This window comes from Aurantimonas sp. Leaf443, assembly GCF_001425575.1.
In the GTDB taxonomy this organism is placed as follows: Bacteria; Pseudomonadota; Alphaproteobacteria; order Rhizobiales; family Rhizobiaceae; genus Leaf443.
Window position 1 is genome coordinate 614,767 of sequence record NZ_LMRD01000006.1, and the last position, 21,870, is coordinate 636,636.

The following is a 21,870-nucleotide window of genomic DNA, read 5'->3' on the forward strand; positions in this document are numbered from 1 at the left end:
AAAGGTTTTTCATGGTTCGTTTCACGCTGCGCCAATGCGCCTATTTCCGCGCCGTCGCCTGCGAGGGCGGGATCGCGCAGGCCGCGCGCGCGATGAACATCTCGCAGCCTTCCGTCGCGCAGGCGCTCGCCAAGCTGGAGGACGTGACGGGCCTGCGGCTCTTCGAGCGCCACCACGCCCGCGGCGCCACTCTGACGGCCGAGGGTCGGGCCTTCCTCGCCCATGTGGAGGCGCTGGAGCTCCAGGCCGAGCAGGTGGCGCGCGAGGCCGCCGCGCTCGCCGCCGAAGTCTCCGGCGAGATCCGCCTCGGCTGCTTCCATACGCTGGCCGCCTTCTATATGGCCGGGCTCGTGCGCTCGCATCTCGACGCCTATCCCGGCGTGCGCATCCGGGCGCAGGAACTGGGGCTCGCCCCGCTCGCCGACGCGCTGCGCGAGGGCAGCCTCGATGCCGGGCTGACCTACGATCTCGGCGGCGACCTTCGCGGGCTGGACCTGACGGAACTCGCCGCCATCCGCCCGTCGGTCGTCGTGGCGGCGGATCATCCCGTGGCGCGCCTGCCCTCGGTCTCGCTCAACGATCTCGGACGCGAGCCCTATGTCATGTTCGACGGGCCGGGCAGCCGCGGCTATTTCGAGGCGCTCCTCGCCGAGCACGCGATCGACCCGCCCGTCGCCTATGTCTCGACCTCGCTGGAGGCCGTGCGCAGCGCGGTCGGCAACGGGTTCGGCTTCACGCTCCTCGTCATGCATCCCGATTCGAACCTCAGCTACGACCGCAAGCCGCTCGCCGTCGTGCCGATCCGCGACGCCGTGCGCCCCCTGCGCATCGTCCTCGCCACGCGGGGCGGAGCGGCGCAGAGCGCGCTCGCCAGGCGCTTTGCGATCCACGCGCGCCAGCATTTCGAAAGCCGGCACGGATAGGCGCGCCGGCGCATCGCCGCCTGCCGCTCCCGCGCGCGGATCGCCATGCGCCGATTGCGTCCTGCGGAGCGCGCGGTCTAGAAGTCGGGTCCAATGCCGCGCCGAGGCTCCGGGAGGGAGCCGAGGCGGCGGCCTGTCTCGGGAGGACGGTGCATGGGCCTTGCCACGATGAAGGGGCCGGGGATCTTCCTCGCCCAGTTCGCAGGCGACGACGCGCCGTTCGATTCCTTCGACGCCATCTGCCGCTGGGCGGCCTCGCTCGGCTACAAGGGCGTGCAGATCCCGACCTGGGACGCGCGGCTCTTCGATCTCGACAAGGCCGCGGCCTCCAAGACCTATTGCGATGAGATCGCGGGCATCGCGAGCGGGCACGGCCTCTCCATCACCGAACTCTCGACGCATCTGCAGGGCCAGCTCGTCGCCGTGCACCCCGCCTACGACGCGGCCTTCGACGGTTTCGCGGCTCCCGCCGTGCGCGGCGATCCGAAGGCCCGGCAGGAATGGGCGAGCGAGCAGGTGAAGGCGGCGCTCACCGCCTCTCTGCATCTCGGGCTGGAGGCGCATGCCACCTTCTCCGGCGCGCTCGCCTGGCCCTATGTCTACCCCTGGCCGCAGCGTCCCGCCGGTCTCGTGGAGGCGGCCTTCGACGAGCTCGCGCGCCGCTGGCGCCCGATCCTCGACCATGCCGAGGAGGTGGGCGTCGACATCGCCTACGAAATCCATCCCGGCGAGGACCTCCATGACGGAGCCTCCTACGAGATGTTCCTGGACCGCGTCGGCCATCACGAGCGGGCCAATCTTCTCTACGACCCCTCGCATTTCGTGCTGCAGCAGCTCGACTACCTGCAATATATCGACATCTATCATGAGCGGATCCGCGCCTTCCACGTGAAGGACGCCGAGTTCAACCCGACCGGCCGGCAGGGCGTCTACGGGGGGTTCCAGTCCTGGGTCGACCGGGCCGGGCGCTTCCGCTCGCTGGGCGACGGGCAGGTCGACTTCTCCGCCGTCTTCTCCAAGCTCACGCAATACGGCTATCGCGGCTGGGCCGTGCTCGAATGGGAATGCGCGCTGAAGCATCCGGAGGACGGCGCGCGCGAGGGCGCCCCCTTCATCGACGCCCATATCATCCGCGTCACCGAACGCGCCTTCGACGACTTCGCGGGCGCCGGCGTCGATGCGGCCGCCAACCGGCGGATGCTGGGACTGGACTGACGTTTCGAGTAGCCAGAGGGAGGGCAGAGACATGGCCAACGAGGCAGGCGGCGTCGCGCCGCGCATCCGGCTCGGCATGGTGGGCGGCGGGCAGGGCGCCTTCATCGGGGGTGTCCATCGCATCGCCGCCCGCCTCGACGACCGCTACGATCTCGTGGCCGGCGCCTTCTCCTCGAACCCCGAACGCGCCAAGGCCTCGGCCGCCGATCTCCGCATCGACCCCGCGCGCGCCTATGCCGATTTCGCCGAGATGGCGCGGGCCGAGAGCCGGCGCCCGGACGGGATCGAGGCCGTCTCGATCGTCACGCCCAACCATGTCCACGCCCCGGCGGCCAAGGCCTTCCTGGAAGCGGGCATCCACGTCATCTGCGACAAGCCGCTCTGCGTGACGCTGGAGGAGGCGCGCGCGCTCGTCGCCCTGCAGGCGAGCACCGGGCGCATCTTCGCCGTCACCCACAACTATACCGGCTATCCGCTGGTGCGGCAGGCCCGCGCCATGGTCGCGGCCGGCGAACTCGGCCGCATCCGCCTCGTGCAGGTGGAGTATCCGCAGGACTGGCTGACCGAGCGCGCCGAGACCGGCGGCTCGAAGCAGGCCGAATGGCGCACCGATCCCGCGCGCACCGGCGCCGGCGGCGCGATCGGCGATATCGGCACCCACGCGCACAACCTCGCCGGGTTCGTCACGGGTCTGCGCACGAGCGAGCTTCTGGCGCAGCTGACGAGTTTCGTGGAGGGGCGCCCGGTGGACGACGACGCCCAGCTTCTCCTGCGCTACGAGGGCGGCGCGCGCGGCATGCTCTGGGCGAGCCAGGTCGCCGTCGGCCACGAGAACGGGCTGAAGCTGCGCGTCTTCGGCGAGAAGGGCGGTCTCGAATGGCTGCAGGCGGAGCCGAACCACCTCTGGTTCACGCCCTTCGGCAAGCCCAAGCAGCTTCTGACGCGCGGCGGGGCCGGCGCATGGGGCGAGGCGGCGCGCGTCACGCGGATCCCGAACGGCCACCCGGAAGGTTACCTGGAGGCCTTCGCCACGATCTACAGCGAGATCGCCCAGGCGATCGAAGCCAGGCGCTCGGGCGTGCCGCTCGATCCCGCCGTGACCTTCCCGACCGTCGCGGACGGTTTCGAGGGCATGGCCTTCATCGCGGCGGCCGTGCGCTCCTCGCAGGCCGGCAACGTGTGGACGCCGGTCGAGACCGCCTGAGAGGCGGCCCGCGACCTTTCCACCGCCCGCACCGTATCCGATCTTGACGGCCGCCCCGGGGCGGCCGTATATCGCCGCATCGTTCGGTGGATCGCATCCCCGACGGGCGCGTAGCTCAGCGGGAGAGCACCTCGTTCACACCGAGGGGGTCACAGGTTCGATCCCTGTCGCGCCCACCATTCCTACCGGAACAGTCCTCGACGGATCCGGGCGCCTGCAGAGGCGCATGACTGCTCTCGCGGCCTGTTTCCGGCGCGCCATCCGCTCTTCGAATCGTCCGTTTGCCGCGAAGTCTCCGGTCGATTGCCGTCCGGCACCGTGCTACGCATCGCCCGCGCAACGGAGGGCGACGATGCGGCTCGAGATCGAGCGGAAATTCCTGGTGACCGGCGACGGGTGGAGCCGACACATCGTGTCGCGGCATATCCTGCGCGACGGACTGATCAGCCAGACGGATCGCGGCAAGGTGCGCGTGCGGATCGACGCCGAGCGGGCCTGGCTGACCGTGAAGGGCGCGCGTTCGGGAATTGCCCGAGCCGAATACGAATACGAAATCCCGCTCGAGGACGCGGAGGAGATGCTGCGCAACGTCTGTCGCGGCCAGTTGATCGAGAAGACGCGCTTCTGCGTCCTGGACGCCGGACATCTCTGGACGATCGACCGTTTTCATGGCCGGCTGGAAGGCGTGGTCTGGGCGGAGATCGAGCTGCAGGCGGCCGACGAGGTCTTCGAGCGGCCGGACTGGGTCGGCGAGGAAGTGACGGCGGACCCGCGGTTCCGGCAGACGAACCTTCTCGACCTGTGCGCCAGCGGACCGCTTTCCATCACGATGGAGACGCTGTTTTCCGCAGCTTCCGACACGGCGGGGCATTCGGCGGCACCGCTCGGCGTCCTGCACGCGGCAAAGTTCTGACAGGCCTCGTCACGGTGCCTCGACCGTCGTGACGGACCGCCCCGCAGTGACCGGAGGAGCGATCCGGCCGCGACGCTCCCCCGATTCGTGCGGCGATGGTCAGCCCGTGTAGTCTTCGCCGTTCTCGTTCAGCGGCCGATCCTCGGCCTGCTGGCGGACGGCTTCCTCCAGATCGTTGAGCCCGTCCTCGGTCTCGCCGTAGCCGGACATATCGTCCGCCTCCGTGATCTCGCTCATCGGCTGCGTCGCGATATCGACGGTCACGTCCTCGTCGTCGGCGAGCGTCTCGGGCTCCACATCGGCCGGATCGCGTTCGGCCTCGGTCGTCGCGCTCTCCAGGAGGGCGCGATCTTCGGGGCTGAGCGGGCTGTCGTCGGCGAAACGGCCGGCATGGCCGGAGACGGGATCGCGCTGCTCGGGAAATTCCTTGGGCATCTTGGCTCCGTTCGGATCTGTCAGCGACGCGGGGCGCGCTTGGTCTTGGCGAGTGTCGCTCCCGGTGCTTCCGCGCCCACCGACTCGCTCTCCTCGACGTCGCGGGCATTGTCCCAGCTCGGGCCGCGGGCCGCGTCGCCCTCGTCGGTCAGGCCGGGGAACTCGCCCTGGTTCTCGAAGGCGATGGCAGGCTCGACCGGATCGTCGACCGTCTCGGCGAGCGGCTGGAGCGTGTCGGAGAAGCTCTCCTTGATCGCGACGATCTCCTTGGCCTGTTCCCAATGGCTCTGGCTGCGGCCCTCCGGGCGCCCTTCGGCTTCCCAGAGCTCGTGCGCCTTCGCGCGGATCTTCTCGTCGTCGTCCATCACCGTCTCCTCTTTCGCTCGGTGGCCGACAGGGTCCGTCGCCTTCGATCGTGGCAGATGAACACGGGGGCCGGGCCGGAGGTTCCTGCGCTGGCAGGACGGTCGGTCGCCCGGTCAGCCGGCAGAGGTCCGCCGGCCGGTGCCCGCTTCCGCCAGCAGCCGGTCGAGAAGGGCGGCGTCCAGTTGGTCGTAATGGGCGATGATCGTCGTTGCCCGCTCGCGCGCCCGCGGTTCGGGGTCGTAGCCGAAGTCGAGAAGGATGGAGGGCACGCCGGCATTGGCGGCGGCGTCTATGTCGGTGGACGTGTCGCCGATCATCACGCTGCGCTCCCTTGCGCCCCGGGCGCGATCGATCGTGCCGAGGAGATGGCCGGCGTCCGGCTTGCGCGTGGCGAACGTGTCGGCGCCGCAGACGGCCTCGAACCGATGCGACAGGCCGAGCGCCGCGATCAGCTTCACGGCGAAGCGCTCGTATTTGTTGGTGCAGATGGCGAGGCGCCAACCGGCCGCCTCCAGCCGGTCCATGGCCTGGAGCACGCCGGGAAAGGGGCGCGAGTCCACCGCGATGTTCTCGGCGTAATGCTCGAGGAAGCGGGCGACCTCGCGGTCCAGCGCCGCGCCCTCGATCGTGCGCCCGTCCCATTCGTAGGCTTTCGCGAGCATGACGCGCGAGCCGTGGCCGGCATGCGGGCGCACGCGCTCAAGCGGCAGCGCGCCCATGCCGGCGCTCGCCAGGCAATGGTTGAGGCTGGCGCACAGGTCGGGCGCGGTGTCGACGAGCGTGCCGTCGAGATCGAAGACGGCGACGGGGGGCAGCATGGGCACTCCTTTGGCGCACGAGGGCGCCCCTTCCTGCGCCGCCGCCGCGACCTCCGTCAACGCGGCGTCGGGCCGCCGTCATCGACAGGATGCGCGTTTCTCGGCTAAAGCGGGCGACGAGACCGGGAGACGAGGACAGCACGACCATGGCCGATGCCGCGGAACTGAAGACCATGGCGGCCCGGGCCGCGCTCGAGCGCGTCGAGACCGGCATGAAGCTCGGCATCGGCACGGGCTCGACGGCCGAAGCCTTCGTCAAGCTCCTCGCCGAGAAGGTGAAGGCCGGCCTTTCGATCACCGGCGTCGCCACCTCCGACCGCACGGAGAAGCTGTGCCGGGCGCTCGGCGTGCCGACCGCGACGCTGGAGCAGCTTCCCATGCTCGATCTCACCATCGACGGGGCCGACGAGGTGGACGGGCAGCTCCGCCTCATCAAGGGCGGCGGCGGGGCGCTCCTGCGCGAGAAGATCGTGGCGACCGCCTCCAAGCGCATGATCGTGATCGCCGACGCGACGAAGAAGGTGGACACGCTGGGCGCCTTCCCGCTGCCCATCGAGATCAACGGCTTCGGCATGATGGCGACCTATCTCGCCATCCGCGGCGCCGCCGGACGGCTCGGCCTGCCCGACACCGTCACCCTGCGCCGGGCGGGCGAAAGCCCCTTCATCACCGACAGCGGCCATCTCATCCTCGACGCATCTTTTGGCCGCATTCCGGAGCCAGAAGCGCTCTCGCGCGCGCTTCACGACATCCCGGGCGTGGTCGAGCACGGGTTGTTCCTCGGCATCGCCCAGGAGGCGATCCTGGCGGGCGAAGACGGGGTCGAGACGATGGTCGCGCCTTGAGCGGCGGAGCCGAGATCGCCTCGGCCGCTTGCCAGAGCCCCCGCCCATCCAATAGTGACCGGTGCGGCCGTATCCGACGCGGCGCAGTCAGCAATGGAGACCGACGTTCCATGATCTTGTGCGAATCGACGCGCCGCGGGTTCTTCGCTGCCGCGACCATCGCGATGATGGCGATCGCGCCGGCGGCGGCGCAGGACATCAGCGCCTCGCATCTCGCCGCCGCCCGTCAGGCCGTCTCCGCGATCGACGCGACCGAGCAGTTCGACTCGATCCTTCTGAACTCCGCCACCCAGATCAAGGCGGAGCTGATCGTGAACAACCCGAACCTGCAGAACGAGATCTCCAACATGGTCGACGACAAGGCGCTGGCGCTCGCCCCGCGCCGCGCCGACCTCGAGAACGAGGTCGCGCGCGTCTACGCCAAGCTCTTCACCGAGCAGGAGCTGACGGAGATCGCCCAGTTCTACTCTTCCGAGGCCGGCAAGAAGCTCATCAAGCAGGGCCCCGCCGCCACGCGCGAGATGGTGCAGGCCGCCGACATCTGGTCCACGGGCATCATGCGCGACCTGCGCTCGCAGACGCTGACCGCCATGCGCGAACTGACGGCCGGCACCGAGAATGCCGAGCCGACCGGCGCCGCCGCCCCGGCCAGCGGCAACGCCACGCAGTGACGGGCGCGCCGCAGCGCCTGTAAAGCAGGGACGGGGCGGTCGGATCGGCCGCCCTTTTTCGTGTCGCGAGGGAAGGGACATCTCGTGAGCCAGTACGACTACGACCTCTTCGTCATCGGCGGCGGCTCGGGCGGCGTGCGCGCCGCGCGGCGCGCCGCGCTCCTGGGCAAGCGCGTGGCCATCGCCGAGGAGTTCCGCTACGGCGGCACCTGCGTCATCCGCGGCTGCGTGCCCAAGAAGCTCCTCGTCTACGCCTCGCAGTTCTCCGAGGCCTTCGAGGACGCGCGCGGCTACGGCTGGACGGTGGGCGAGACGAGCTTCAGCTGGGAAGAGCTCATCGCCAACAAGGACCGCGAGATCGACCGTCTGGAGCGCGTCTACCGCACCAATCTCGACAAGGCCGGCGTCCACACGCTGGAGAGCCGGGCCGTCCTCGAGGGGCCGCACGAGATCCGCATTCTCGCCACCGGCAAGCTCGTGACGGCGGACCGGATCGTCATCGCCGTCGGCGGGCGGGCGAACCCCCATCCCGGGCTCGAGGGCGCGCAGCACTGCATCACCTCCAACGAGGCCTTCCACCTGAAACGTCTGCCCAAGTCGATCGTGATCCTCGGCGGCGGCTATATCGCGGTCGAGTTCGCCAACATCTTCCTCGGCCTCGGCTGCAAGGTCACGCTCGTCTATCGCGGCAACGAGATCCTGCAGGGCTTCGACGACGATCTGCGCCACGAACTGCATCAGGCCATGGTCAAGAAGGGCATGTCCGTGCGCTGCCGCGACACGCTGTCGAAGGTCGTCCAGAAGCCGGACGGTCGCTTCGAGGCCCATTGCCAGAGCGGCGACATCCTCGACGCGGACGAGGTGATGCTCGCCATCGGGCGCAAGGCCAACACCGAGAATCTCGGCTGCGCGGCCGCGGGCGTCGATCTCGACGATCGCGGCGGCGTGGTGGTGGACGACTATTCGCGCAGCTCCGTCCCCAACATCTACGCCATCGGCGACGTGACGCACCGCGTGCAGCTGACACCGGTCGCCATCCACGAGGCCATGTGCTTCGTGGAGACCGAGTTCCGCAACAACCCGACCAAGCCCGACTACGACACGATCCCGACCGCGGTCTTCTCGCAGCCCGAGATCGGCACCGTCGGACTCACCGAGGCGCAGGCCGCCAAGGCCTACGAGGAGGTCGAGATCTATCGCGCGAGCTTCAAGCCCATGCGCCACACGCTGTCGGGCCGCGACGAGCGCACCTTGATGAAGCTCGTCGTGGACGCCGCCTCGCAGGTCGTCGTCGGCGCCCACATTCTGGGCCCGGACGCGGGCGAACTCGCGCAGGTTCTCGGCATCTGCGTGAAGGCCGGGCTCACCAAGGCGCAGTACGACGCCACGATGGCCGTTCACCCCACCGCCTCGGAGGAGCTTGTGACCATGTACGAGCCGACCTACCGGCTGAAGCGCGGCGAGAAGATCGCCGCCTGACGCCTGACGCGCGGCCCCATGCCGTTTTGCGCCCCGGCCGGCTTGATCGGGGCGCGGCAAGGGCTCTAAGCCCTTGCCCATGGATATTCACCAAGATCATCCCGACCTTGCCGAACTTGCGCGCGAGGGCCGCGTCGTCGCCTATTTCGGCTATGGATCGCTCGTCAACAAGCGGACGCTGCGCACCAAGTTCCTGGGGATCCGCCGCGCGAGCCTCGTCGGCTGGCGCCGCCTCTGGCTGCCGCGCATCGCCAACGCGGATATGGCGCTCCTGTCCGTGCGGCCGGACGAGACGGGCGAACTCCAGGGCGTCGTCGTCTACGACCTCGCCGACCACCTGCCGGCCGTCGACGAGCGCGAGGCGGGCTATGCCCGGCGCGTGGTCGAGCTCGACCGGCTGACGATCGAGCGCGCGCCGGTGAAGGACGTGCCGCTCTATGTCTACGAGGCGCTGCGCGACGACGAGACGGCGGCCGACACGGGCGCGGCCATCCTGCAATCCTATCTCGATGCGGTGATGCAGGGCTTCCTGACGCTTTACGGAGAGCCGGGCGTGGAGCGTTTCGTGGAGGAGACCGAGGGATTCGAGACGCGCCTCCTGACGGACCGGGGCGCGGCGCGCTATCCGCGCGCCGTCGATCTCACCGCCGAGGAAGCCGGGCTCTTCGACAGGCTGGTGAGCCGGCGGGGCGCGGCGTTCGTCGCCGACCTCTGATCCCGTCGGCGAAGATGACAAATGCGCGCCGCGGTGCTTTAAGGCGCCCATCCGCAAGGGATCGAACGCCTTTTCGATGACCCTTGCCGGAAACGATCGAGACGATCGCGATCAGGAGGACGGCCGGCGACCCGGCCGGGAGTGATGCCATGGCGAAGGACTGGAACCCGTCGAGCTGGCGCTCGAAGCCCATCGAGCAGGTGCCGGACTATCCGGATCCCGCGATGCTGGCCGAGACCGAGAAGAAGCTCGCGAGCTTTCCCCCGCTCGTCTTCGCGGGCGAGGCGCGCAAGCTGACGCGCGCGCTCGGCGAAGTCGCCGAAGGCCGCGGCTTCGTGCTGCAGGGCGGCGACTGCGCCGAGAGCTTCGCCGAGCACGGCGCCGACAACATCCGCGACTTCTTCCGCGCCTTCCTGCAGATGGCCGTCGTCCTCACCTTCGCGGCCGCCCAGCCCGTGGTGAAGATCGGCCGCATCGCCGGCCAGTTCGCCAAGCCGCGCTCCTCGGGCACCGAGACGCGCGGCGGCGTGACGCTGCCGGCCTATCGCGGCGACATCGTCAACGGCATCGAGTTCGACGAGGCCTCCCGCATCCCGAATCCGGAGCGCCAGCTCGAGGCCTACCGCCAGTCGGCCGCGACGCTGAACCTCCTGCGCGCCTTCGCGCAGGGCGGCTACGCCAATCTCGACAACGTGCACCAGTGGATGCTCGGCTTCGTTTCCGGCAGCCCCGAGGCCGAGCGCTACAGCGCGCTCGCCGACCGCATTTCCGAGACGATGAACTTCATGCGGGCCATCGGTATCGACGCCGAGACGCATCCGAGCCTGCGCGAGACGGATTTCTTCACGAGCCACGAGGCGCTGCTTCTCGGCTACGAGGAGGCGATGACGCGCGTCGATTCCACGTCCGGCGACTGGTATGCCACGTCCGGCCACATGATCTGGATCGGCGACCGCACGCGCCAGGAGGCCAACGCCCATCTGGAATATTGCCGCGGCATCAAGAACCCGGTCGGTCTCAAATGCGGCCCCTCGATGGACGCCGACGGGCTGCTGCGCCTCATCGACATCCTGAACCCGGAGAACAAGGCCGGTCGCCTGACGCTCATCACCCGCTTCGGCCACGACAAGGTGGAGGCCCATCTGCCGCGGCTCATCCGGGCGGTGGAGCGCGAGGGGCGCAAGGTCGTCTGGTCCTGCGACCCGATGCACGGCAACACGATCACGCTCAACCACTACAAGACCCGGCCCTTCGACCGCATTCTCTCGGAGGTGAAGTCCTTCTTCGACGTGCATCGCGCCGAGGGCACGCATGCGGGCGGCATCCATGTCGAGATGACCGGCAAGGACGTGACGGAATGCACGGGCGGCGCGCGCGAGGTGACGGCGGACGACCTGTCGGACCGCTACCACACCCATTGCGATCCCCGGCTCAACGCCAATCAGGCGCTGGAACTCGCCTTCCTCGTCGCCGAACTGGTGAAGAAGGACCACGCCGCGACGCCGCAGGCCCGCGCCGCCAACGGCTGAACGCCATGAAAACGGTGAACGATCCGTGCGATCGTTCACCGCTTCTGCCGGTCCCGAGGGGTCGCTAGGGTGAGGTCTCCAAGGAGCCCCGCCATGACGACCCAGCCGAGCCTCTTCATCTCCCACGGATCGCCGGATGTCGCGATCGCCGAGACGCGGGCCACCGTTTTCCTGCGGCGCCTCTCCGCCGAGATCGAACGGCCGGACGCGATCATCGTGGCCAGCGCCCATTTCGAGGCCCGCGATCACGTCCTCGTTTCCGGCGACGCCGAGCCCGAGACGATCCACGACTTCGGCGGCTTCGATCCGCGGCTCCACGAGATGCGCTATCCGGCGCCCGGTGCTCCCGGCCTTGCGGCAGAGGTGGCGCAGAGCCTTGCCGATCATGGCCAGCGCGCCGGCATCGCCCGCCGGCGCGGCTTCGACCACGGCACCTGGGTGCCGCTGATCCTTGCCTTTCCCGACGCCGACATTCCCGTCGTCCAGGTCTCCGTCGATCCCGGAAAGGGGCCCGAGCATCACCGGGCGGTGGGCGAGGCGCTGGCGCCCTTTCGCCGGCGCAACATGCTCGTCGTCGGCTCGGGCTCCTTCACGCATAATCTGCGCGAGGCCTTCGCGCGCATCCGTAGCGGCGAGCGCGAGGCGGCGACGCCGGACTGGGTTTCCGCCTTCTCGGACTGGATGACGCAGCGCCTCGTCGCGGGCGACCGCGAGGCGCTGGCCGCCTACCGCACGCGCGCGCCCTTCGCCCGCGAGAACCACCCGACCGACGAGCACCTGATGCCGCTCTATGTCGCGCTGGGCGCGGCCGGCGAGGGCGCGGGCGCGCGCAAGCTGCACGAGAGCCGAGATTTCGGCGTCCTGGCGATGGAGGCCTTCGCCTTCGCCTGAACGAGGTCAGGACCCGTAGCCGCGCGCCATGGCGGCGGCGAAAACCGGCAGGAGGGCGAAGAGCGCGATCTCCAGCCAGAGGATGCGCCGCAGGCGTTCGATCTCGGCGGGCTCGGGGCCTTCGCCCGTCTTCTTCCAGCGGGCGAAGGCGCGCGTCGGGGCGATCGAGAGAAGGCCGATGACGCCGAACGTGCCGATCTTGACCCAGAAGAAGAGATTGGCGCCGTAGGTGTCCCAGCCCTTTTCGGCATAGACCGCGCGCAGGAAGCCGATGGCGAGGATGGCGACCGCGAGCGCTCCGTAGCCGGCGTCGAGCGAGGAGAGGCGACGCGCGGCCACGCCGTCCATCCCGGGGCGCAGCGCCGCGAGTTCGGCCGCCAGCACGCCGGCCAGCGCGAAGACGGCGAGGTGATGGGCGACGGCGAGCGTCAGGTCGAACATCGGCGGGCTCCGGTCGGCGCGGCGAGCGTGAGGGGCCGCGCCCGGCGCGTCAAGCCGGGCGCCGTCAGTCCTCGGAGGGCTCGTCGCCGGTGCGGCGCCGTTCGAGGAAGGCCGGCCCCCACTGGCGCCACGCGAACCAGAGCGTCAGGCCGATGGCGATCACGACGAGAACGATGCCGACGCCGCGCTCCATCACCTCCAGGCGCGCGAAGACCGAGCCGATGGAATAGCCGAAGACGTAGCCGATCGTGGTGAAGATGCCGGCCCAGAGCCCCGCGCCGATGAAGTTCAGCCCGATGAAGCGCGGCACGGAGATGCGCGACATGCCGAGCGCGATGAGGCCGGGCACGCGCAGACCGTAGATGTAGCGGTTCACGATGACGAAGAAGGCCTGGTAGCGTTCGACCAGCCGGATCGCCTTGCTGAACTTCTCCTTCTCGCGCCAGCGCCTGACCCAGCGATGGTTGGAGGAGTAGCGCGCGAAGAGGAAGACGGCGAGATCGCCGAAGAAGGAACCGACGAAGGCGAGCGCGATCATCGCCTCGAGAGCGTAGGAGCCGCGATAGGCCAGGAATCCGCCGATGATCGCGAAGACCTCGCCTTCGAAGAACGTGCCGGCCAGAACGATGACGGGGCCGAACTGCGAGATGAGCCCAAGGATTTCGTACACGGCAACTCCACACGTCCGCGGGATCGCGGTCCCGGCGCCGGGGAACCGTTGTCTCGGGGGCTTCTGACGGCGCTTCTTGCAGAGTTTTGAGGCGTGAAAAAGGGGCTTTCGCCGGTTTCGCCGCCGCTCGCCCCAAAGAGGTCTCGCCTCCGGCAGGTTCTTCCCCGGCTCCCCCCCCGGGAGCTTGAGCGGAACCTGCCGAATCAGCGCGGGTCCGCCCCGTCCCCCCGGCCGAGCCGCGCCTCGATCCGGCCGAGCCGTTCGGCGATCTCGGCGAGGAGCATGCGTGTCGTGTCCGTCTCGTCGCGTCGCATGGCGTCCAGCTTGTCGTGCAGCGCCAGGATCTCGATCTCGGCCTTCAGGTTCACCTCGTAGTCGTGGCTCATGTCGCGCCGGTCGCGCTCGGCCGCGCGGTTCTGGCTCATCATGATGATCGGTGCCTGGATGGCGGCGACCATGGAGAGGATGAGGTTCAGGAAGATGAAGGGGTAGGGGTCGAAGGGCGGCCCCAGCACGGCCGTGACGTTGACGACGGCCCAGAGAACGAGAAAGGCGAGGAAGCACAGGATGAAGGTCCAGGAGCCGCCGATGCGCGCGATCTCGTCGGAGACGCGCTGGCCGAAGGTGGAGTCGGCGGCGATGCGTTCGGAGACGTCGGTGGCGATGGTCGTGCCGGCCCGGGCGCTGTCGAGGACGCGCCGCTCCTCCTGCCCGAGCGCGGCATAGGGACGCCCGAACCGGCGCCTTGCCTCCTCGTCGTGGACCTTCGTCGTCATGGCGCTTCTGGCCTCGGCTCGCCGGGGCAGGGCTCGCCTCCCGGCCATGGGGTTGTTAAGACGACCGCAACCCGTTCGGGGCGCTTTCGTCCCGTTCCCTCTACCAGACTTCGGAGTGGCGCGTGACGACACAAGGGCGCTTGCGACTGGCGATCGCGCAGTTGAACCCCGTGGTGGGCGATGTCTCCGGCAATCTCGCGCTGGCGCGGCGGGCCCGCGCCGAGGCCGCCGCCGCGGGCGCCGATCTCGTCCTGTTCACCGAACTCTTCCTCGCCGGCTATCCGCCGGAGGACCTCGTGCTGAAGCCCGGCTTCGTCTCGGCCTGCATGGCGGCGGTGGAGACGCTGGCGGGCGAGACGGCGGATGGCGGGCCGGGCGTCATCATCGGCGCGCCGCAGCGCACCAAGGACGGGCTCTTCAACGCCGTCGCCGTGCTCGACGCGGGCGAGGTGATCGCCTGGCGGGCCAAGGTGGACCTGCCGAACTACGGCGAGTTCGACGAGAAGCGCGTGTTTCAGGCCGGGCGGATGCCGGGGCCGGTGAGCTTTCGCGGCATCCGGCTCGGCATTCCCGTCTGCGAGGACATCTGGGGCGATCTCGGCGTCTGCGAGACGCTCGCCGAATCGGGCGCCGAGATCCTGCTCGTGCCGAACGGCTCGCCCTTCTACCGCGCCAAGATGGACGTGCGGCACCAGGTGGCGCTGCGCCAGGTGATCGAGACCGACCTGCCGCTCGTCTACGCCAACTATGCCGGCGCGCAGGACGAGCTCGTCTTCGACGGCGGCTCCTTCGCCTTCGACGCCGACCGTCAGCTCGTCTTCCAGCTGCCGCAGTTCGAGACCGGGCTTTTCTATTCGGACTGGCTGCGCGAGCCGGACGGCTGGACCTGCGCGACGCGCAGCTTCGCCGAGCTTCCCGACGGCGAGGAGGCCGTGTGGCGCGCCTGCGTCGTCGGCCTTCGCGACTATGTCGACAAGAACCGCTTCAAGTCCGTGGTGCTCGGCCTGTCCGGCGGCATCGATTCGGCGATCGTCGCCGCCATGGCGGTGGACGCGCTGGGGGCGGACCGCGTGCATTGCGTGATGCTGCCCTATCGCTACACGGCGACCGAGAGCCTGGAGGACGCGCAGGGCTGCGCGGCGGCGCTCGGCGTGCGCTACGACGTGGTGCCGATCGCCGAGCCCGTCGAGGGCTTCCTCTCCGCGCTGGCGCCGCTTCTCAAAGGAACGAGCGCCGACGTGACGGAGGAGAATCTCCAGAGCCGCACGCGCGGCACGATCCTGATGGCGATCTCCAACAAGTTCGGCGCCATGGTCCTGACCACCGGCAACAAGAGCGAGATGAGCGTCGGCTATGCCACGCTCTACGGCGACATGAACGGGGGCTTCAACCCGATCAAGGATCTCTACAAGACCGAGGTCTTCCGCCTCGCGCGCTGGCGCAACGAGAACCGGCCCGCCGGCTCGCTCGGGCCGGACGGCGTGGTCATCCCGCCGCGCATCATCGAGAAGCCGCCCTCGGCGGAACTGCGGCCGGACCAGAAGGACGAGGATTCCCTGCCGCCCTACGACGTGCTCGACGCGATCCTCGAGCATCTCGTGGAGAACGAGGGCGGCATCGACGACCTCACCGCGCGCGGCTTCGACCGCGACACGGTGCGCCATGTCGAGCGTCTTCTCTACATCGCCGAATACAAGCGCCGGCAGTCGGCGCCGGGCACCAAGATCACGCGCAAGAATTTCGGCCGCGACCGGCGCTATCCGATCGTCAACCGCTTCCGGCTCGGCGCATGAGCGGGATGGAGATCCCGCCGCTGCCGCAACTGGCGCAAGGGGCCGCGCTCGTCGGGCTCCTGTTCCTCCTGCGCCTCTACCTCGCGCTGCGGCGCATCGCGGGCGCTCGCGGCACGCGCGTCTCGTTCGCCGACGTGACGGCGGTGCGCGTGGAGAATGCCTTCGGCCGCGAGAACGAGCCTGATCGGCGCTACGCCGCGCGCCAGCTGGCCGTGGCGACGGTGCTCCTCGTCCTTGCGGCCATCCTCTACGCCGTCCTCCTCTTCGCCTGGCTGCGCGGCGCGCCGCTCGGCTGAGGCTCCGCCCGCGGGCAGGGCGATTGTCGGCGCCGCGCCGGTGACGTAAGCCGGGCCCATGACCGTCATCGTCCGCTTCGCCCCGTCGCCCACCGGCTATCTCCACATCGGCAACCTGCGCCCGGCGCTGTTCAACTGGCTCTACGCCCGGCGCTTCGACGGCCGCTTCCTGCTGCGGCTGGACGACACGGACCGCCAGCGCTCCCGTCGCGACTATGCCGAGGCCATCGCCGAAGACCTCGCCTGGATCGGCATCGCGCCGCACGCGGCCTTCGCCCAGTCCGACCGCCTCGCGCTCTACGACGCGGCGGCCGAGCGGCTGAAGGCGGCGGGCCATCTCTACCCCGCCTACGAGACGGCCGAGGAACTGGAGCTGAAGCGCAAGCGGCGCATGGCGCGGGGCCTGCCGCCGGTCTACGGCCGCGAGGCGCTGCGGCTGACGGCGCAGGACCATGCGCGCCTCGCCGCCGAGGGCCGGCGCCCGCACTGGCGCTTCCGCCTGCCGAACTTCGCGGCCGACCCGTTCTCGCCCGAACGCACGCAGATCCACTGGGACGACGTGGTGCGCGGCCGCCAGACCGTCGACCTCGCCTCCCTCTCAGACCCCGTGCTGGTGCGCGAGGACGGCACCTATCTCTACACGCTGCCCTCCGTCATCGACGACGGGGAGACCGGCGTCACCCATGTCCTTCGCGGCGACGACCACGTGACCAATACCGGCGTGCAGATCGCCCTGTTCCAGGCGCTCGGCCACGGCGTGCCGGCTTTCGGGCATTTCAATCTCCTGACGACGATCGACGGCGAGGGCCTTTCCAAGCGCACCGGCGCGCTCTCGCTGCGCAGCCTGCGCGAGGCCGGCTACGAGCCGATGGCCGTCGCCTCGCTCGCGATCCTCTCCGGCCTGCCCGGCTCGATCGAGGCCATGCCCGACCTCGACGCGCTGGAGAAACGCGTCGCCTTCGACCACGTCTCGGCTTCGAGCTCGAAGTTCGACCCCGCCGAGCTCGACCGTCTGAACGCGGCGCTCGTGCACGAGGCGCCGCTCGATGCCGTCGCGCCGCGCCTCGCCGCCATGGGCGTGCCGCCGGAGAGCGCCGCGGCCTTCTGGGACGCCGTGAAGGCCAATTGCGTCAAGGTGTCCGACGCGGCGGAATGGGCGGGGATCGTCTTCTCGGACGGGTTCCGCGCGCCCGAGCCCGCGCCGCAGGACGCGGCCGTGCTGCGGGCGGCGCTGGACCTCCTGCCGCAGGGCCCGTTCGACGGCGCGACGTGGAAGGCCTGGACCAATGCGGTGAAGGCGGCCACCGGCGCCAAGGGCCGCGCGCTCTTCATGCCGCTGCGCCTGGCGCTGACCGGCCTCGACCACGGCCCGGAACTCGCCGCCCTCCTGCCGCTCGTCGGGCGCGAGCGCACGGCGAAGCGGCTTCTCGCGCAGGGCGGCTGAGCCGCCGCGCGTCGGGGCGGCCGGAGCGCGCCTTCAGCCCTCCCGGTCGCCCTGCACCACCTGCGCGACCGCGATCGCCGCCATGTTGACGAGGCCGCGCGAGGTGACCGAGGGCGTGACGACATGCGCCGGGGAGGCGACGCCGAGGAGGATCGGGCCGACATGCAGCGAGTCGGTCATCGCCTTGACGACGTTCATCGTGATATTGGCCGCGTCGATGTCCGGGAAGACGAGGAGATTGGCCTCGCCCTTCAGCGTCGACTGCGGCATGGAGCGGTGGCGGATCGCCTCGTTCAGCGCGGCGTCGCCGTGCATCTCGCCGTCCATCTCGAGGCCGGGCGCGCTCTCGCGTAGGATCTTCACGGCCTTGCGCAGCTTGCGCGAGGCCTCGGTGTCGTCCGTGCCGAAGTTGGAATGCGAGACGAGGGCGGCCTTGGGCTCCAGCCCGAAGCGGCGGATCTCGGCGGCGGCGAGGATGGTCATCTCCGCGATCTCCTCGGGGCCGGGGCTGCGCTGCACATAGGTGTCGAGGAAGAACTTCGCGCCCTGCGTGGAGATGAGCAGGCTCATCGCCGTGAGCTTGTTGACGCCCGGCGCGACGCCGATCACCTGCATGATGTCGCGCACATGCGGCGAGTAGCGGCCCTCCAGCCCGCAGATCATCGCATCGGCATCGCCGCGCGAGACCGAGACCGCGCCGATGACGGTCGTGTTGGTGCGCACGATGGCGCGCGCCGTGTCCGGGTTCACGCCCTTGCGGCCGACCTTGGCGAAATAGTGGTCGACATAGTCGCGGTAGCGCGGGTCGTCCTCGGGATTGACGACCTCGAAATCGGTGCCGGGCCGGATGCGCAGGCCGTAGCGCTCCAGCCGGTTGGCGATGACGCTCGGGCGGCCGACGAGGATCGGCGCGCAGATCTTCTCCTCCATGAGGACCTGCGCGGCGCGCAGCACGCGCTCGTCCTCGCCGTCCGAGAAGATCACCCGCTTGCCGGAATTGGCGGCGATGCGGAAGATCGGCTTCATGATGAGGCCGGAGCGGAAGACGAAGCGGTTCAGCCGGTCGAGATAGGCCGGCATGTCCGTGATGGGGCGCGTGGCGATGCCCTCGGCCCGGGCGGCCTCGGCGACGGCGGGCGCGATCTTGAGGATCAGGCGCGGGTCGAACGGGGCGGGGATGAGATAGTCCGGTCCGAAGACGGGCGTCTCCGATCCGTAGGCCTTGGCCGCGACCTCCGACACTTCCTCGCGGGCGAGCGCGGCGATGGCGTCGACGCAGGCCTTCTTCATGCCTTCCGTGATCGCCGTTGCGCCGCAGTCGAGTGCGCCCCGGAAGATATAGGGGAAGCACAGGACGTTGTTGACCTGGTTGGGGAAGTCCGAGCGCCCCGTGCAGATCATCGCGTCGGGTCGCACCGCCTTGGCGAGGTCCGGCATGATCTCGGGCGTCGGGTTGGCGAGCGCCATGATCATCGGGCGCTCGGCCATCGATTTCAGGAGCTCCGGCTTCAGGATGCCGCCGGCCGACAGGCCGAGGAAGACGTCCGCGCCCTCGATGACCTCGCCCAGCGTGCGCTTGTCCGTCTCCTTGGCATAGACCGCCATCCAGCGGTCCATGCGCTTCTCGCGGCCCTTGTAGACCACGCCCTCGATGTCGGTGCAGGTGATGTTCTCGACCTTCGCGCCGAGCTCGACGAGGAGGTTGAGGCAGGCGAGGGCGGCGGCGCCGGCGCCGGAGGTGACGATCTTGGCGTCCTCCAGCTTCTTGCCGGCCAGCATCAGGCCGTTGCGGATGGCGGCCGCGACGATGATGGCGGTGCCGTGCTGGTCGTCGTGGAAGACGGGGATCGCCATGCGCTCGCGCAGGCGCGCCTCCACCTCGAAACACTCGGGCGCCTTGATGTCCTCGAGATTGATTCCGCCGAAGGTCGGCTCGAGCGCGGCGACGACCTCGCAGATCTTGTCGATCTCGCGCGCCTCGATCTCGATGTCGAACACGTCGATATCGGCGAATTTCTTGAAGAGGACGGCCTTGCCCTCCATCACCGGCTTGGAGGCCAGCGGGCCGATGTCGCCGAGCCCGAGCACGGCCGTGCCGTTGGAGATGACGGCCACGAGATTGGCGCGGCCGGTATAGAGGGCGGCGAGCGAGGGATCGCGCTCGATCTCGCGGCAGGGCGCGGCCACGCCCGGCGAATAGGCGAGCGCGAGATCGCGCTGGTTTCCGAGCGGCTTGATCGCCTGGATCGCGAGTTTTCCATGGCGCGGGTAGCGGTGGTAGAAGAGTGCCTGCTCGTCGAGATCTCCGGTCACCGGACGCTCGGCGTGGTTCTCCGTCTCCGACATGGTGTGCCCTCCCGATCGTCGCGGCTGCGCGGGGCGCGCGATCGAGATCGCCGCCTGACGGTTCGCTTCTTAGACGAAAGTCGTCGGCGGGCAAGCGGCGCGTCCCGTCCGTTCGCGCCGGCCGCCCGGGCCCGGCGTCACACGCCTGCAATGCGCCTCGGGCATTCCCATTGCCACCGGCCGAAGAGGATGGGCGACGGGAGATGGCGACCATGCACCAGCTCGCAACGACACGGCATTTCCGAACGTTGTTCATCTCGGACGTGCATCTCGGCTCGAAGGCGGCCCAGGCCGAGCTTCTGGTCGACTTCCTGCGCTATCACGACGCGGAGAAGATCTATCTCGTCGGCGACATCGTCGACGGATGGCGGCTGAAGCGCTCCTGGCACTGGCCGCGCATCCAGAACGACGTGGTGCAGAAGCTCCTGCGCAAGGCCCGCAAGGGCGCCACGATCATCTACATTCCCGGCAATCACGACGAGTTCCTGCGCGACTTTCCCGGCCAGCATTTCGGCGGCGTGGAGGTGAAGCTCGACGACGTGCACGAGATGGCCGACGGCCGCCGCTTCCTGGTGATGCATGGCGACGAGTTCGACGTCGTGGTGCGCAACGCCCGGCTCATCGCCTATCTCGGCGACTGGGCCTATGACGCGGCCATCGCCGTGAACCATCTGTTCAACCGGGTGCGGCGCCTTCTCGGCTTTCCCTACTGGTCCTTCTCCTCCTGGGCGAAGCTCAAGGTGAAGAACGCCGTCTCCTTCATCGGGGCCTTCGAGACGGCGCTCGCGGAGCAGGCGCGCCGGCAGGGCTGCGACGGCGTGATCTGCGGGCATATCCACCATGCCGAGATCGCGGTGCGCGGCGGCATCGAATACGTCAATACCGGCGACTGGGTGGAAAGCTGCACGGCGGTGGCCGAGCGCCACGACGGCACGCTCGAGCTCATCCGCTGGACCGAGCTCGCCGAGGCCCGCAGCCGGCCGGTCGGTCTCCTCGGCCAGGACGACGTGCTGCCGGCGCGCGTGGAGGCGGCATGAACCGCGTCTTCATCGCCACCGACGCCTGGGCGCCGCAGATCAACGGGGTCGTGAGGACGCTCGCGAGCCTGACGGACGAGCTCCGCCGGCGGGGCGACGTGGTGCGCATCGTCGCCCCGCAGGATTTCCGCACCTTCGCCTGCCCGACCTATCCCGAGATCCGCCTCGCTTTGGCCCATGCCAGACGCCTTTCGGCCGAGATCGAGGCCTTCGCGCCGACCGCGATCCACATCGCGACCGAGGGGCCGATCGGGCTGGCCGCGCGCCGCGCCGCGCTGCGGGCCGGCCTGCCGTTCACCACGAGCTTCCACACGCGCTTTCCCGAATATCTGCGCCAGCGCGCCCCGGTGCCGGAAAGCCTCACCTATGCCCTGCTGCGCCGCTTCCACGCGCCCGCCGCCGCGTGCCTCGTGCCGACGGAGGCCATGCGCCGCGAACTTGCCGGGCGCGGCTTCTCCAACCTCGTCACCTGGACGCGCGGCGTCGACCGGGCGTTGTTCCGGCCGGCCGAGCCGATCGGTCTCGATCTGCCGGGCCCCGTCTTCCTCACCGTCTCGCGCATCGCGCCCGAGAAGAATCTCGAGGCCTTCCTCGATCTCGACCTGCCCGGTTCCAAGCTCGTCGTCGGCGACGGGCCGCTCCTGCCGGAGCTGATGCGGCGCTACCCGAAGGTGCATTTCGCCGGCGCGCAGACCGGCGAGGCGCTGGCCCGCTACTATGCCAGCGGCGACGTCTTCGTCTTCCCCTCCAAGACCGACACGTTCGGCATCGTCCTCATCGAGGCCCTCGCCTGCGGCCTGCCGGTCGCCGCCTATCCCCAGCCGGGGCCGCTCGACGTGATCGCGGGGACGGGCGCCGGGCGCATCGACGCGGACCTGCGGCGCGCCTGCCTCGACGCGCTGAGCCTCGACCCGGCCGCCGCGCTGGCGCGTTCGCAGGCCTATAGCTGGGAGGCCTGCGCCGACATCTTCACCGCCGCCTCGCGCGCGAGCCTTGCCGGCGGCGGACGCACGCCGCGCTCCGGCGTGCTGCAACCCGCGCATGGCTGAACGCGGCGGTGCCG

At 69.7% G+C, this 21,870-nt stretch carries 22 protein-coding genes and 1 tRNA gene; 16 read left to right on the top strand and 7 right to left on the bottom strand.

Annotation, left to right across the window (positions count from 1 at the left end; genetic code table 11):
* Positions 1–11: 11 nt before the first annotated feature.
* The 5 genes from ASG48_RS07560 (at position 12) to ASG48_RS07580 (ending at position 4,255) form a co-directional block, all read left to right on the top strand.
* Positions 12–923 carry a LysR family transcriptional regulator gene (locus ASG48_RS07560; protein ID WP_055847437.1) on the top strand — a complete coding sequence of 304 codons (912 nt, stop codon included), beginning with the start codon at positions 12–14 and terminating at the stop codon, positions 921–923.
* Positions 924–1,076: 153 nt separating this feature from the next.
* A complete protein-coding gene (locus ASG48_RS07565; RefSeq protein WP_055847440.1) occupies positions 1,077–2,138 on the top strand; it encodes a sugar phosphate isomerase/epimerase in 1,062 nt (353 codons plus the stop codon).
* A 31-nt stretch (positions 2,139–2,169) separates the two neighbouring features.
* A complete protein-coding gene (locus ASG48_RS07570) occupies positions 2,170–3,342 on the top strand; it encodes a Gfo/Idh/MocA family oxidoreductase (protein WP_055847443.1) in 1,173 nt (390 codons plus the stop codon).
* Between the two features lie 104 nt (positions 3,343–3,446).
* Positions 3,447–3,521 (top strand) — tRNA-Val (locus ASG48_RS07575).
* Between the two features lie 173 nt (positions 3,522–3,694).
* Positions 3,695–4,255, top strand: a complete 561-nt coding sequence (locus ASG48_RS07580; RefSeq protein WP_055847448.1) for a CYTH domain-containing protein — start codon at positions 3,695–3,697, stop codon at positions 4,253–4,255.
* Between the two features lie 99 nt (positions 4,256–4,354).
* On the opposite strand, the gene ASG48_RS07585 is transcribed toward ASG48_RS07580, so the two are convergent.
* From ASG48_RS07585 to ASG48_RS07595, 3 genes are all read right to left on the bottom strand, one after another.
* On the bottom strand, positions 4,355–4,690 hold the full coding sequence (locus tag ASG48_RS07585; protein ID WP_055847451.1) for a hypothetical protein: 336 nt from the start codon (positions 4,688–4,690) through the stop codon (positions 4,355–4,357).
* Between the two features lie 20 nt (positions 4,691–4,710).
* Positions 4,711–5,055 carry a DUF2934 domain-containing protein gene (locus tag ASG48_RS07590; protein ID WP_055847454.1) on the bottom strand — a complete coding sequence of 115 codons (345 nt, stop codon included), beginning with the start codon at positions 5,053–5,055 and terminating at the stop codon, positions 4,711–4,713.
* A gap of 114 nt (positions 5,056–5,169) precedes the next feature.
* Positions 5,170–5,874: an HAD family hydrolase gene (locus ASG48_RS07595; RefSeq protein WP_082529305.1), complete on the bottom strand. Its 705-nt coding sequence runs from the start codon at positions 5,872–5,874 to the stop codon at positions 5,170–5,172.
* A gap of 146 nt (positions 5,875–6,020) precedes the next feature.
* Here ASG48_RS07595 and rpiA point away from each other — a divergent pair, with 146 nt between their 5' ends.
* The 6 genes from rpiA to ASG48_RS07625 all read left to right on the top strand — a co-directional run bounded on the left by rpiA (position 6,021) and on the right by ASG48_RS07625 (position 12,004).
* Positions 6,021–6,719, top strand: coding sequence for a ribose-5-phosphate isomerase RpiA (rpiA, locus tag ASG48_RS07600; RefSeq protein ID WP_055847459.1), 699 nt, complete (start codon positions 6,021–6,023; stop codon positions 6,717–6,719).
* Positions 6,720–6,829: 110 nt separating this feature from the next.
* Positions 6,830–7,390, top strand: a complete 561-nt coding sequence (locus ASG48_RS07605; protein ID WP_055847462.1) for a DUF2059 domain-containing protein — start codon at positions 6,830–6,832, stop codon at positions 7,388–7,390.
* Positions 7,391–7,474: 84 nt separating this feature from the next.
* Positions 7,475–8,869 (top strand): glutathione-disulfide reductase, encoded by a 1,395-nt coding sequence (gene gor, locus ASG48_RS07610; RefSeq protein WP_055847463.1) that lies wholly within the window; start codon positions 7,475–7,477, stop codon positions 8,867–8,869.
* Between the two features lie 79 nt (positions 8,870–8,948).
* On the top strand, positions 8,949–9,584 hold the full coding sequence (locus ASG48_RS07615; RefSeq protein ID WP_055847466.1) for a gamma-glutamylcyclotransferase family protein: 636 nt from the start codon (positions 8,949–8,951) through the stop codon (positions 9,582–9,584).
* 149 nt (positions 9,585–9,733) lie between these two features.
* Positions 9,734–11,113 (top strand): 3-deoxy-7-phosphoheptulonate synthase class II, encoded by a 1,380-nt coding sequence (locus ASG48_RS07620; protein WP_055847469.1) that lies wholly within the window; start codon positions 9,734–9,736, stop codon positions 11,111–11,113.
* Between the two features lie 93 nt (positions 11,114–11,206).
* Positions 11,207–12,004 carry a class III extradiol ring-cleavage dioxygenase gene (locus tag ASG48_RS07625; protein WP_055847471.1) on the top strand — a complete coding sequence of 266 codons (798 nt, stop codon included), beginning with the start codon at positions 11,207–11,209 and terminating at the stop codon, positions 12,002–12,004.
* A gap of 6 nt (positions 12,005–12,010) precedes the next feature.
* Here the strand turns inward: ASG48_RS07625 and ASG48_RS07630 are convergent, their stop codons facing one another.
* The 3 genes from ASG48_RS07630 to ASG48_RS07640 all read right to left on the bottom strand — a co-directional run bounded on the left by ASG48_RS07630 (position 12,011) and on the right by ASG48_RS07640 (position 13,891).
* On the bottom strand, positions 12,011–12,445 hold the full coding sequence (locus ASG48_RS07630) for a DUF2214 family protein (protein ID WP_055847473.1): 435 nt from the start codon (positions 12,443–12,445) through the stop codon (positions 12,011–12,013).
* A 64-nt stretch (positions 12,446–12,509) separates the two neighbouring features.
* Positions 12,510–13,115: a DedA family protein gene (locus ASG48_RS07635; RefSeq protein WP_055847476.1), complete on the bottom strand. Its 606-nt coding sequence runs from the start codon at positions 13,113–13,115 to the stop codon at positions 12,510–12,512.
* A 203-nt stretch (positions 13,116–13,318) separates the two neighbouring features.
* Positions 13,319–13,891 (bottom strand): DUF1003 domain-containing protein, encoded by a 573-nt coding sequence (locus tag ASG48_RS07640; RefSeq protein WP_055847478.1) that lies wholly within the window; start codon positions 13,889–13,891, stop codon positions 13,319–13,321.
* Between the two features lie 122 nt (positions 13,892–14,013).
* Between ASG48_RS07640 and ASG48_RS07645 the strand changes: the two genes are divergently transcribed.
* The 3 genes from ASG48_RS07645 to gltX are packed head-to-tail and all read left to right on the top strand — an operon-like array spanning position 14,014 to position 17,424.
* Positions 14,014–15,684 (top strand): NAD+ synthase, encoded by a 1,671-nt coding sequence (locus ASG48_RS07645; protein ID WP_055847482.1) that lies wholly within the window; start codon positions 14,014–14,016, stop codon positions 15,682–15,684.
* Positions 15,681–15,980, top strand: coding sequence for a hypothetical protein (locus ASG48_RS07650; RefSeq protein WP_156381498.1), 300 nt, complete (start codon positions 15,681–15,683; stop codon positions 15,978–15,980). Before ASG48_RS07645 ends, ASG48_RS07650 begins: the two co-directional genes overlap by 4 nt.
* Before the next feature lie 58 nt (positions 15,981–16,038).
* Complete coding sequence (gene gltX, locus ASG48_RS07655) at positions 16,039–17,424, top strand: glutamate--tRNA ligase (RefSeq protein ID WP_055847487.1); 1,386 nt, start codon at positions 16,039–16,041, stop codon at positions 17,422–17,424.
* Between the two features lie 33 nt (positions 17,425–17,457).
* On the opposite strand, the gene ASG48_RS07660 is transcribed toward gltX, so the two are convergent.
* Complete coding sequence (locus ASG48_RS07660) at positions 17,458–19,770, bottom strand: NADP-dependent malic enzyme (RefSeq protein ID WP_055847489.1); 2,313 nt, start codon at positions 19,768–19,770, stop codon at positions 17,458–17,460.
* A 203-nt stretch (positions 19,771–19,973) separates the two neighbouring features.
* Here ASG48_RS07660 and ASG48_RS07665 point away from each other — a divergent pair, with 203 nt between their 5' ends.
* Both ASG48_RS07665 and ASG48_RS07670 read left to right on the top strand, forming a co-directional pair.
* The gene (locus ASG48_RS07665; RefSeq protein ID WP_156381499.1) at positions 19,974–20,807 is read left to right on the top strand and encodes a UDP-2,3-diacylglucosamine diphosphatase; all 834 of its coding nucleotides are present in this window, start codon (positions 19,974–19,976) and stop codon (positions 20,805–20,807) included.
* Entirely contained in the window at positions 20,804–21,856 is a 1,053-nt protein-coding gene (locus tag ASG48_RS07670) for a glycosyltransferase family 1 protein (protein ID WP_055847493.1), read from the top strand. The genes ASG48_RS07665 and ASG48_RS07670 overlap by 4 nt, the downstream gene beginning before the upstream one ends.
* Positions 21,857–21,870: the final 14 nt, after the last annotated feature.